The sequence below is a fragment of the Nocardioides sp. genome (genome assembly GCF_029937575.1).
GTDB lineage: Bacteria > Actinomycetota > Actinomycetes > Propionibacteriales > Nocardioidaceae > Nocardioides.
This window is the reverse complement of record NZ_JAPYPS010000023.1, coordinates 48,038-59,122: the sequence shown is the minus strand read 5'-3', so window position 1 is coordinate 59,122 and position 11,085 is coordinate 48,038. Positions and strand designations below refer to the sequence as shown.

Annotated in this window: 12 protein-coding genes; 4 read left to right on the top strand and 8 right to left on the bottom strand. The window is 71.6% G+C overall.

Annotated elements, in window-relative coordinates; genetic code table 11:
* Positions 1-257: 257 nt before the first annotated feature.
* From pruA to Q1K33_RS10310, 3 genes are read right to left on the bottom strand one after another with little or no spacing between them, the layout of a single operon-like run.
* On the bottom strand, positions 258-1,886 hold the full coding sequence (pruA, locus tag Q1K33_RS10320; RefSeq protein WP_300403555.1) for an L-glutamate gamma-semialdehyde dehydrogenase: 1,629 nt from the start codon (positions 1,884-1,886) through the stop codon (positions 258-260).
* A 32-nt stretch (positions 1,887-1,918) separates the two neighbouring features.
* Entirely contained in the window at positions 1,919-2,254 is a 336-nt protein-coding gene (locus Q1K33_RS10315; protein ID WP_300403553.1) for a hypothetical protein, read from the bottom strand.
* Positions 2,251-3,708: a wax ester/triacylglycerol synthase family O-acyltransferase gene (locus tag Q1K33_RS10310; protein WP_300403551.1), complete on the bottom strand. Its 1,458-nt coding sequence runs from the start codon at positions 3,706-3,708 to the stop codon at positions 2,251-2,253. The genes Q1K33_RS10315 and Q1K33_RS10310 overlap by 4 nt, the downstream gene beginning before the upstream one ends.
* A gap of 124 nt (positions 3,709-3,832) precedes the next feature.
* Here Q1K33_RS10310 and Q1K33_RS10305 point away from each other — a divergent pair, with 124 nt between their 5' ends.
* Both Q1K33_RS10305 and Q1K33_RS10300 read left to right on the top strand, forming a co-directional pair.
* The gene (locus Q1K33_RS10305) at positions 3,833-4,201 is read left to right on the top strand and encodes a hypothetical protein (protein ID WP_300403549.1); all 369 of its coding nucleotides are present in this window, start codon (positions 3,833-3,835) and stop codon (positions 4,199-4,201) included.
* Positions 4,198-5,523: a hypothetical protein gene (locus Q1K33_RS10300; protein WP_300403547.1), complete on the top strand. Its 1,326-nt coding sequence runs from the start codon at positions 4,198-4,200 to the stop codon at positions 5,521-5,523. Before Q1K33_RS10305 ends, Q1K33_RS10300 begins: the two co-directional genes overlap by 4 nt.
* Here Q1K33_RS10300 and Q1K33_RS10295 read toward each other — a convergent pair.
* A complete protein-coding gene (locus Q1K33_RS10295) occupies positions 5,486-6,721 on the bottom strand; it encodes a hypothetical protein (RefSeq protein WP_300403545.1) in 1,236 nt (411 codons plus the stop codon). The two genes, Q1K33_RS10300 and Q1K33_RS10295, sit on opposite strands and share 38 nt — an antisense overlap.
* 10 nt (positions 6,722-6,731) lie before the next feature.
* Positions 6,732-7,460, bottom strand: a complete 729-nt coding sequence (locus Q1K33_RS10290; RefSeq protein ID WP_300403543.1) for a hypothetical protein — start codon at positions 7,458-7,460, stop codon at positions 6,732-6,734.
* Positions 7,461-7,573: 113 nt separating this feature from the next.
* Between Q1K33_RS10290 and Q1K33_RS10285 the strand changes: the two genes are divergently transcribed.
* Positions 7,574-7,819: a helix-turn-helix domain-containing protein gene (locus Q1K33_RS10285; RefSeq protein WP_300403541.1), complete on the top strand. Its 246-nt coding sequence runs from the start codon at positions 7,574-7,576 to the stop codon at positions 7,817-7,819.
* A gap of 4 nt (positions 7,820-7,823) precedes the next feature.
* Here Q1K33_RS10285 and Q1K33_RS10280 read toward each other — a convergent pair whose 3' ends face one another.
* The 3 genes from Q1K33_RS10280 to sigE all read right to left on the bottom strand — a co-directional run bounded on the left by Q1K33_RS10280 (position 7,824) and on the right by sigE (position 10,222).
* Positions 7,824-9,119 carry a trypsin-like peptidase domain-containing protein gene (locus Q1K33_RS10280; protein ID WP_300403539.1) on the bottom strand — a complete coding sequence of 432 codons (1,296 nt, stop codon included), beginning with the start codon at positions 9,117-9,119 and terminating at the stop codon, positions 7,824-7,826.
* A gap of 66 nt (positions 9,120-9,185) precedes the next feature.
* Complete coding sequence (locus Q1K33_RS10275) at positions 9,186-9,647, bottom strand: zf-HC2 domain-containing protein (RefSeq protein ID WP_300403537.1); 462 nt, start codon at positions 9,645-9,647, stop codon at positions 9,186-9,188.
* Positions 9,644-10,222 carry an RNA polymerase sigma factor SigE gene (gene sigE / locus Q1K33_RS10270; RefSeq protein ID WP_300403535.1) on the bottom strand — a complete coding sequence of 193 codons (579 nt, stop codon included), beginning with the start codon at positions 10,220-10,222 and terminating at the stop codon, positions 9,644-9,646. Before sigE ends, Q1K33_RS10275 begins: the two co-directional genes overlap by 4 nt.
* Positions 10,223-10,404: 182 nt before the next feature.
* Here sigE and Q1K33_RS10265 point away from each other — a divergent pair, with 182 nt between their 5' ends.
* A complete protein-coding gene (locus Q1K33_RS10265) occupies positions 10,405-11,052 on the top strand; it encodes an O-methyltransferase (RefSeq protein WP_300403533.1) in 648 nt (215 codons plus the stop codon).
* Positions 11,053-11,085: the final 33 nt, after the last annotated feature.

Genomic DNA, 11,085 nt, shown 5'->3' with positions numbered 1-11,085 from the left:
GCTTGCGCGGGCGGCGCCACCGAGCGCCAGCGAGGGGGCTCCGCCCCGTGCGCCGTCAAGCCGACCTACCGGGTCCCGCAGTCAAGGACACCGAAGGTGCCGCGCAGCGGGCGCCGCAGGCGATCCTTGACGGCGGGAGCAGGTCGGCTACGCGCGCGGCCCCACCACCGCGACCACACGGGGCAACCCCAAGGACCCGAAGAGCCGGTCGACCGCGCCCGCCCAGCGACTCGGACCAGCGACTCGGCCCCAGCGACTCAGCCCTGGTGCGGGTGCCGGTGCTCGGTCGGAGGCACGAACGTCTCCTTGATCGAGCGCGGCGAGGTCCAGCGCAGCAGGTTGACCGCGGCGCCGGCCTTGTCGTTGGTGCCCGACGCCCGGCCGCCGCCGAAGGGCTGCTGGCCCACGACCGCGCCGGTGGGCTTGTCGTTGATGTAGAAGTTGCCGGCCGCGAAGCGCAGTGTCTGACGAGCCCAGGCGATGGCGGCCCGGTCCTGGCTGATCACCGCACCGGTCAGCGCGTATCGCGAGACACCCTCCAACTGGTGGGTGACCTTCTCGAAGTCGGCGTCGTCGTAGACGTGCACCGCCAGGATCGGGCCGAAGTACTCCGTGGAGAACATCTCGTCGGTCGGGTCGCCGCCCACGACGATGGTCGGGCGGACGAAGTAGCCGACCGAGTCATCGACCTGGCCCCCGGCCACGATCTCCAGCCCCTTGGCCCGCTTCGCCCGGGTGATCGCCGCCTTGTGCTTGGCGAACGCCCGCGCGTCGATGACGGCGCCCATGAAGTGCGACAGGTCGGTGACGTCGCCCATGGAGAGGTTCTCGGTGTCGGCGATCAGCTGGTCCTTGATCTTCGCCCACAGCGACCTCGGCACGTAGGCCCGTGAGGCCGCCGAGCACTTCTGGCCCTGGTACTCGAAAGCACCACGGATCATCGCGACCCGCAGCACCTCGGGGTCGGCCGAGGGGTGGGCGAGGATGAAGTCCTTGCCGCCGGTCTCGCCCACGATGCGGGGGTAGGAGCGGTAGCCGGAGATGTTGGTGCCGACCGTCTGCCACAGGTGCTGGAACGTCGGCGTCGAGCCGGTGAAGTGGATCCCGGCCAGGTCGGGGTGGGTCATCGCCACCTTGGACACGTCGAGCCCGTCGCCGGGCAGCATGTTGATCACGCCCGGAGGCATCCCGGCCTCCTCGAGCAGCTCCATCGTCAACGAGGCGGCGAGCTGCTGGGTCGGCGACGGCTTCCACAGCACCGTGTTGCCCATCAACGCCGGGGCCGTCGGAAGGTTGCCCGCGATCGCGGTGAAGTTGAACGGCGTGATCGCGTAGACGAAGCCCTCGAGCGGGCGGTGGTCGGTGCGGTTCCAGATGCCCGGGGAGTTGGCGATCGGCTGGTCGGTGAGGATCTGCTTGGCGTAGTGGACGTTGAAGCGCCAGAAGTCGATCAGCTCGCACGCGGCGTCGATCTCGGCCTGGAAGGCGGTCTTCGACTGGCCCAGCATCGTGGCGGCGTTGATCCGCTGGCGCCACGGGCCGGCGAGCAGGTCGGCGGCCTTGAGGATGATCGCGCAGCGCTCGTCGAACGGCATCGCGCGCCACTCGGGCGCGGCGCCCGTCGCGGCCTTCACAGCAGCCTCGGCGTCCTTGGTCGTGGAGTTCTTGAACGTGCCCAGCACGTGCTGGTGGTCGTGGGGCTGGACGACCTTCATCTCGGCCCCGCCGCCGTTGCGCTTGCGGCCGTTGATGTGGGCACGCAGCGTGTGCTGCTTGCGCTCCAGCTGGTCGAGCTCGGCGAGCAGGGCGGCCCGCTCGGGACTGTCCGGCGCGTAGGTCAGGTTCGGCTCGTTGACGGGGACCGGTGGGTGAGTGATCGCGTCCATCCAGCGACTGTAGCGATCACGCGAGAGCGCGATCAGACGAGGCTGTCGATCTCCTGGACCCCGAACCAGGCGAGGTCCTCGTCCGGGTCCGCACCCTCGGGGCGATCAGCGACATCCGCGTGGACGGCGACCAGGTCGCTCAGTGCGAGCGGGGCTGACGCGTCGCTCACCTCGGCCACCAGCACGATCCGGCGACCCGGCCCACCCAGCAGGCTCGTCGAGACGTCGGCGGCGCTCATCAGCGCGGCGTACTCCGCTCCCTCGTCGTCGCCGTCAGCCTCGAACGGCTCCGGGTCGGGCGCGATCGTGCGGCTCTCGAGCAGACCGCGCACCCGCTCGATCGTCGTGGGGAGGTAGATCCGGGTCACTCGCCGCTGCCCTTGCGGCTGGTGCTCTTGGCCGATGCTCGTGTGCGGCCCCGCGGGGCACGCTTGCTGGTCGAGATCGTGATCAGCTCGTCGAGGGCCTCCGCCAAGCAGGTCGCGAACACGTCGACGTCCGGCAGCAGGTCCCGGTCGGCGTTGATGCCGTAGAAGACCTTCCCGTCGTAGGACGTCACGCCGATCGTCAGCGGGTGACCCGGCAGCAGCGGGGGGACGGGGTAGGTCGCCAGCATCCGTGCGCCGGCGGCGTACAGCGGGGCCTGGGGCCCGGGCACGTTGGTCACGCTGAGCTGGTAGCCGCGGCGCAGCTCCTCGGAGGCCACCCGCGATCCGATGGCGTGGAACGTCGTCGGCGCGAACCCGGCGATGCCGGCCAGCCGGTTGGCGGCCACGCTGCGACCGGTGTCCTTGTGTGCCTGGAAGCTGTAGGAGACCTGGTGCAGGCGCACCACTGCACTCGGCTCGCCGACCGGCAGCGTCACGAAGTGTGCCGCGATCTGGCTGCCCAGCGAGGTCGCCTCGAGCTCCTCGTCGATGACCGAGACCGGCACCACCGCCCGGATCTCTCGGACCCCGCCGAGCGACTCGGCCCGGGTCATCAGCCAGGTGCGCAGGCCCCCGGTGACGGTGGCGAGGATGACGTCGTTGATCGTGCCGCCGTGGGTCTGGCGCACGGTGCGGTAGTCGGCCAGCTCGGTGGTCAGCGTGATGACCCGGCGTTGCTGCGACAACGGCCCGAAGACCGCCGTACGCCGCTCGGGCCGGCCGGTCAGGGCCCGCGTCACCCGCCGTGCCCGCTGGCGTGTCTCGTCGGCGCGCTGCAGGACGTTGGTCGCGGCAACCCCAACGGTGTCGATCACCGTCGTCGGGGAGCGCACCGTGTCCTTGGCTGCGTCTCCCAGGAGGGCCGGGATCGACGGGGTGCTGCGCGGCGACCAGTCGTCGGGCTCGAGGTCCTTGGCCTGCGGGCTGACGTCGAGCAGGAGCTGCCCGAGGTCGACGGTGTGCACGCCGTCGACGAGGGCCTGGTGGGACTTGGACAGGATCGCGACCCGGTTGTCGCTGAGCCCCTCGACGAAGTAGATCTCCCACAGCGGGCGGCTGCGGTCCAGCGGTCGCGAGACGATCCGCGCGACGAGCTCGAACAGCTGCTCGTCGGAGCCAGGACGAGGCAGTGCGGAGCGGCGCACGTGGTAGGCGAGGTCGAAGGCTTGATCGTCGGTCCACACCGGACTGGCCAGGCCACCGGGAACCGTCACCACGCGCTGTCGGTAGCGGGGGACGAACGAGATCCTGTCGGAGATCAGCTCGACGAGGCGGTCGTAGTCGAATCCCGAGTCGCCGAGGTCGAAGATCTCGACCGTCGCGTTGTGTCGCGGGGCGCTCGGCTCCTCGGCACGCAGGAATGCCCGGTCACGCGAACGCAGTCGCTCGCTCATCCCGGTCCCCCGTCCCGGGCGGCTCACCCGGAGGGGGGCCCGCACACCCGCACTTGTTCGTCGTGCGATTCTGACAGAGGTCTGCTCGTCGCGTGGCGGCCGCCCAGCAATCAGGAGGATCACCATGCTTCGCACCCGTGCCGTCGCCGCGGGCATCCTGCTCACGCTCGCCGTCCTCACCGGAGGCTGCGCGTCGGGCCCCGACTCCTCGTCGGACAGCGAGGGCGTGGCCACCGTCGAGATCGCGATCAGCGGCGACGAGATCACTCCCAACGGCGAGGAGCGTGCCGTCGCGGTCGGCCAGGAGGTCGACCTCGTCGTCACCGCGGACGCGCCCGGCGAGATCCACGTCCACTCCGACCCCGAGCAGGAGTTCGCCTACGAGGGGACCGGCGACCCGGAGACCTTCTCCATGTCGATCGACCGCCCCGGCCAGGTCGAGGTCGAGTCCCACACGCTGGACAGGTTGATCGTCAAGCTCGTGGTCTCGTGACCCGGGGCGACCTCAGCGCCCACGGGATCGGCGGGCAGTCGGATCTGCCGATCCCCCTCAACCTCGCGATCGCGGGCGGGATCGCAGCCCTGGTCATCTCGTTCACCGTGCTCGCGGTCGCCTGGCGCACGCCCCGCTACGACGAGCAGGGAGCCGGCCGGCGCGCGCCGCTTCTGCTGCAGGCGGTCGTCGCTTCCCCGGCGTTCGCGATCGCCCTGCGGGCCTTCGGCATGCTCGTCTTCCTCTTCGCCATCTTCTGCGCCCTCTTCGGCCGGGAGTCCACGATCAACCCGGTCTTCGGGATCTTCTTCGTCTGGCTGTGGGTCGGCGTGATCCCGATGTCCGTGCTGTTCGGGCCCTTCTGGAAGGCCATCAGCCCGCTACGCACGATCAACCTGTTGCTCGCCAAGATCGCCGGCAGCGACCCGGACGAGGGCCTCTACCGCTACCCCGAGAAGCTCGGTGTCCTCCCCGCCGCCCTCGGCCTCTACGCCTTCGTGTGGTTCGAGCTGGTCTACCCGTTCACCTCCGAGCTCGGCCCGCTACGACTGTGGTGCGCGGTCTACGTGGGGGCGATGCTGATCGGTGGTGCGCTGTTCGGCAGCCGGTTCTACGAGCGTGCCGACCCGTTCGAGGTCTACTCCTCGTTGGCGGCCAAGCTCTCGGTCTGGGGCGTGAAGGACGGTCACCTGCAGCTGCGCAGCCCTCTGGCCAACCTCGCGACCGTCAGACCGGTCCCCGGCCTGGTGGTGGTCACCGGCGTGCTCTTCGGCAGCACCGGCTTCGACTCCTTCAGCGAGTCCACCACCTGGGTGACGTTCGTCCAGGGCTCCTCGATCAACGGTCAGCTCCTGGCCAACCTGGCGCTGCTGGCCTTCTGTGCCGGAGCTGTCGGGATCTTCTCCCTCGGCTCGATGCTGACCGGGGTCGACCCCGAGCAACGTCGTCGCCACCTGCCCGACACGTTCGCCCACTCCCTGGTGCCGATCATCGTGGGCTACATCATCGCCCACTACCTGACCCTGCTGATCGAGATCGGGACCCGCACCCTCATCCAGGCCAGCGATCCGCTGAGCAAGGGCTGGAACATCCTCGGCACGGGCAACTGGAGCGAGCCCACCTGGCTGAGCTACCACCCGACCCTGCTGGCGAGCATCAAGGTCTTGGCCGTGGTGGTCGGACACGTCCTGGCAGCGGTGATCGCCCACGACCGCGCCATTCGCGTGCTGCCTCCGCGCTCTCACCTGACGGGCCAGCTGCCCCTGCTGGCGGCGATGGTCGGCTTCACCGGCGGCGGGCTCTACCTCCTGTTCTCTGCCTGAGCGTAGGCGCCCAGGTCTCGGCCAGCCCTCCGATCGCGCGGGTCAGCGCGGACTCGCCGCCCTCCAGCAGGGTCCGGCCCGCGACCAGGGCGCGGTCGACCCCGACGCGATCGTCCGGCAGGAAGTGCAAGGAGTCGGTGGGCGTGAACCCGGTGACCATCGCGGCGATGTCGCGCTCGGACCACCCCAGGCTCGGGCGCATCCGGTTGACCACCACGTGCAGCGGCACGGCCGAGACCACCTCGCGCAGGTCGACGAGGCTCCGCGCGAGGCGCGACAGCCCGACGGGGTCGGCACCGCCGACCACGACGACCTCGTCGGCGCTGGCGAGCGCCGAGAGCGTGAGGTGGTTGCGGGTGGGACGGCCGCTGAGGTCGTGCACCGGATCCTCCTCGAGGCTGAAGCCGGTGTCGACCACGACCTCACCGTGCCTGCGCGCCAGGTCGAGGACCTCCTCGACGGAGCCAGGACGCACCTCGGACCACCGCTCCGGCCGGGGCAGGCCGGTGATCACCGTCAGGCAGGGGCCCAGGGCCCGTTGCACCGACGCGAAGCGCTCCTCCAGCTGGCCCGACACCACCCAGCGGCTGGCAGCCAGGAGGCCGGAGACCTCGTCCATGATGCCGAGCATCTGGCCCAGCGACCCGCCGTACGGGTCCGCGTCGACTAGTACCGTCGGCGTGCGGCGTCGTGCCAGCTCGGCTGCCAGGGCGCTCGCGACCAGGCTGCGCCCCGGCGCACCGGCAGGTCCCCAGACCGCGATCACGCGTCCGCGGGGGCCACTGGGCAGCTGCTCCGGCGGCGGCGGGAGCAGGTGAGGACGTGCGTCGCCCTGCGTGTCGGCCCGAGCCACCACGGCGGAGACCGCGTCTGGCAGCGTGTCGAGTGCGAGATCGTCGACGACGTCGTGGACGCCGACGCGGCGCAGCCCCACCCGAGCACCGTCGAGATCGTCGGCGCGTGCCACGGCCACCGGGTGCACGCCGTGGCGCCGCAGGTGCTCCACCGCCGCCGCGTCGAGGCCGGTCGCACCGGCGTCGAGCACCGCGACCTGCGCCTGCCCCGCGGCGGCGCTGGCGAGCAGGTCCGGGACGTCGACACAACGCTTGAGCACCACGGTGGTCGAGGACTCCCCCAGCACCCGGAGGGCCTCGGTCTCCCAGGACCCGCCGGAAGCCACCACCAGCACGACGATCATCGTCGCCGCCTCAGCCGCGTCGCACGATCGAGACGACGGGGTCGCTCATCGCATCCATGACGCCGTAGAACGCGGAGACCGCGGCCGCCTCGACGGCCAGCACGATCTGCCGGTCACCGCTCGCAGCGAACGCCTCGTCGGGACGTGGCGCGTCGACCACGGTCACCTCTGCCAGCGCCGGTAGCGACGGTTCGGTCTCGACGCGGCGCCCGTCACTCCCGCTGGTCGCTCCACGGTCGGAGACGTAGACGTCGACCACCGAGCCGAACGCGACCGCCGGCGGCACCAGCAGCGGCGCCACCGGGACCGGGAGCTCCACGGTGTCGGCCAACGCCTCCTCACCGAGGGCGTCACGCGCCAGCAGGTCTCCGGCGCCGAGGCTCCTGCGCAGGCGCAGGGCCTCGGGCAGCACGTCGTCGACGGTGAAGTAGCGCGCGAGCCTGTCGTCGTCGGCGAAGCGCAGGCGTGCGGTGTCGAGGCCATCGGGATCGAGCACCTCGCCGGCCACCGCGTCCTCGGCCACGACCCACACGGCGACGGTGTCGTCGGCGTTCGCCAGCACTCGGGACCCGAGGACCACCGAGGCGGCGACGATGGCCACGCCCACCCACAGACGGGGATCACGCCACCCCGGGCTGCTCACCCGGCTCGCCGGCGGCACGCCGGCGGGGGCCGACCCAGGCGACTGGGACGCGGGTGGGGTGGGTGAGGCGGTCGGGCTCCCGAGAGTGGAGGTCACCGCACCATTGTCACCAGGATCCTGCCGGTGGAAACCCCCTCTCCACAGGCTCCTCTCCACAGGCGACGGAGAGCCGTCCCCGCCGAGGGCCGGGTTGGTGCGACCATGGACCCATGTCCGGCACGCCCCGCTTCCTCACCCTCGCCGACGTGGCCGAGGTGCTCAGCACCTCCAGCGCACAGGTCTACGCCATGGTCCGGCGTGGAGAGCTGGCGGCGATCAAGATCGGCGGCCGCGGACAGTGGCGCGTCGAGTCGAGCAAGCTCGAGGAGTACATCGCCCAGATGTACACCGACACCGCGACCTTCGTCGCCGAGCACCCCTACGTCGAGGCCGAGCAGGGCCCGGGGCAGGACTGAGGGCTCAGCCCGTCTCGCTGCCCAGCTCGATGGTCGTGGTCCGCTGCTCGCCGTCGCGCAGGTAGGTGAACTCCAGCTGCTCGCCCGGCTGGTGGCTGCGGATGTTGACGATCAGCCCGATGCCGTCGGTGACCCGCAACCCGTCGACCTCGATGACGACGTCGCCGGCCTCGAGGCCCGCGGCCTGGGCGGGGGTGTCGCTGTTGACCTCCGAGATCCGGGCGCCGCTGCCGATGGTCTCACCCTGGGTGCGCACCTGGGCCCCGATCACCGGGTAGCGCGCCTCGCCGGTCTTGAGGATCTGGTCGGCGGTGATCCGGACCTGCTCGACCGGGATCGCGAAGCCGACACCGATGTTGCCCGCCTCGCCGCTGGCGCCGCCGTTGGTCGCGATCGCCGAGTTCACCCCGACGACCTGCCCGCGCAGGTTGACCAGGGGACCGCCGGAGTTGCCGGGGTTGATGGCGGCGTCGGTCTGCACGGCATTGATGTACGACGAGTCGTCGACCGGGGAGCCCGTGGTCACCGGGCGCCGCAGGGCGCTGACGATGCCGGCGGTCACGGTCGAGGTCAGGCCCAGCGGGGACCCGAAGGCCACCACGCCGTCGCCGACACGCAGCTTCTCCGAGCGCCCGAGCGCGGCAGGGGGCAGGTCGGTCGCCCCCGGGACCAGCAGCACCGCGAGGTCGTAGACGGCGCTGCGCCCGACCAGCTCGGCGTCGTAGGTCGTGCCGCCGAAGTCGACGACCTGAATCGTCCCGCCGTCCTGGGCGGCCGAGGCGACGACGTGGTTGTTGGTGATGACGTGGCCCTGCTTGTCCAGCACGAAGCCCGATCCGGTGGCCCCGCCGGACTGACCCTCGAACTCCGCGACGATCTGGACGGTGCTGGGCAGCAGCTCCTTCGCGACGGCCTGGACCCCGCCGATCCTGACCGGAGGCAGCTCGACGGTCTCGACGTCCTCGAGCCCGCCGGCGTACGGCCCGGCCGCCTCGTTGTCGGCGAGGCCGTCGTAGAGCGCACTCCCCCCGAATCCACCGCCGAGCCCGAGCAGGAGCACGAGCAGTGCCGGGCCGACCCCGAAGCGACGACCCTTCGTGTGGTGGCCCGAGCTGTGGGAGCTCCGGGCGTCGTGCGGCGGGCGCGGGCGGGCGTAGTCGGCCCACGGGTACGACGGCGCGGCCGGCAGCGGACCGGACGGCGGTGCCCACGAGGGGTCGACCGGGGCGGATGCCGGGACCGGGGGCGGGTAGGCGTGCGGGTCGGGCATCTCGCCCTGCCGGTCCTGGTCGTCGCTCACCGCCCCATCATCCACGGTGGGTGGTGAAACCGGGCGCGAAACCTGCCCGGCGGCCCTCGGCGGCCCTCAGCGGCCCTGACGGAACGGCCGCAGGGGCACCTTCACCGGCACCTGCGGCGGCGTGGTGACCTGCGAGGCGGGCACACGACGGTCGATCTGGGGGACGTCGGCCGGTGCCGCCCCGAGCGCCAGCACGCCCATCACAGCAGCCCCCGCGGCGCCGCCGCCGATGGCCGCCATCCCGACCGTACGGCGAGCACGCGACGGCGTGTCGGCTGCCCGGTGCGAGGACATCGCCAGGAGCATGTCGCCGGGCGGCATCCCGAGCAGAGCGCCCTTGAGGGCGTCGGGAGCCGGTCCGGGCTCCATCGAGGATCCGGCCAGACGCGTCTTGATCCAACCTTCCCGCTCGACCTGGTCGCGGCACTGGTGGCAGCCGTGCACGTGGGCCCAGGCGCGCTCGCTCTCCTCCGCGGAGAGCTGGCCGTCGAGGAGCGCGCTCACGCGGGGGCCGAGATGCGCACTCATCGGCGCACCGCCGCCGGAGACACGGGCCCGGAGTAGCGCTCACGGCCGGGCGCCGGGGCGCGGTGGGCCAACGCGGTGCGCAGCATCGCGCGACCCCGGTGGATCCGGGAGCGGACCGTGCCGAGCTTGGCGCCGAGGATGTCGGCGATCTCCTCGTAGGCGAGGCCCTCGACGTCGCACAGCACGACCGCGACCCGGAAGTCGGGGGGGAGCGTGGCGAGCGCCTGCTCGATGTCGTCGTCGAAGGTGCGGTCGGCGTAGGCCGCCTCTGGGGCGGGCGACCCGCTGGTCAACCGGTCGGCGCGCTCGTCGGAGAGTGCGTCGAACCGGATCCGCTGCTTGCGTCGCGCCTGGTCGAGGAAGAGGTTGGTGGTGATGCGGTGCAGCCAGCCCTCGAACGTGCCCGGGGTGTAGGTCGACAGCGACCGGAAGACGCGCACGAACACCTCCTGGGTGAGGTCCTCGGCGTCGTGGCGGTTGCCGGTCAGGCGGTAGGCGAGGCGGTAGACGCGGTCGGAGTGACGCGCGACGATCTCGTCCCAGCTCGGCACGCCTTCCTGGGGCTGCTCGACCATCTCGCCTCTCCTGTCGCCTCGTCGCGCCACGTCGTGATGCCTCTTTCCTGCGAGCACGACGCTAGTGGTCGTGGCTGAACGTTGCCTGTGAAGGGACAACGAACCACCTGGTGCCGGTGTTCCCGGCGCTTCCTCCGTCCAGGATCCCCGATCTCGATCGGTGGAGCCGATAGGTTTCCCCCATGCCCAGCACGCCGACAGATCCGATCTCGCCCACGAGCTGGTCCTACGCCGAGACGTTCGTCGGCGAGGACGACGTGATGGCCGCAGCGCGGGCCCGCGCCACCGAGGTCGGGGTCGTCGCCGTCGGCTCGGGTGCCGGCGCCACGTTGCGCTTCCTCGCCTCTGCCCTCGAGGCCCGCTCGGTCGTGGAGATCGGCACGGGCACCGGCGTCTCCGGACTCTGGCTGCTGCGCGGGATGCGGCCCGACGGCGTGCTGACCACGGTCGACGTCGAGGCCGAGCACCAGCGCCTGGCGCGCGAGACGTTCACCGAGGCCGGCATCGCCACCCAGCGGGTGCGCACCATCGCCGGGGCCGGGCTCGACGTCCTCCCCCGCCTGACCGACAGCCACTACGACATCGTCTTCGCCGACGGCGACAAGACCGAGTACGGCGCCTACCTCGCCGAGGCGCTGCGGCTGCTGCGCCCCGGCGGCGTCGTGGCCTTCGACAACGCGCTGTGGCACGACCGGGTCGCCGACCCGGCGCAGCGCGACGCGGAGACGGTCGCGATCCGCGACCTCGGGCGTCAGGTCCTCGAGCACGACGGCCTGGTGCCGCTGCTGCTGCCCGTGGGTGACGGGCTGCTGCTCGCCAAGATGATCTGAGCGAGGCACGAGCTCAGATCATCTGATGGTGGT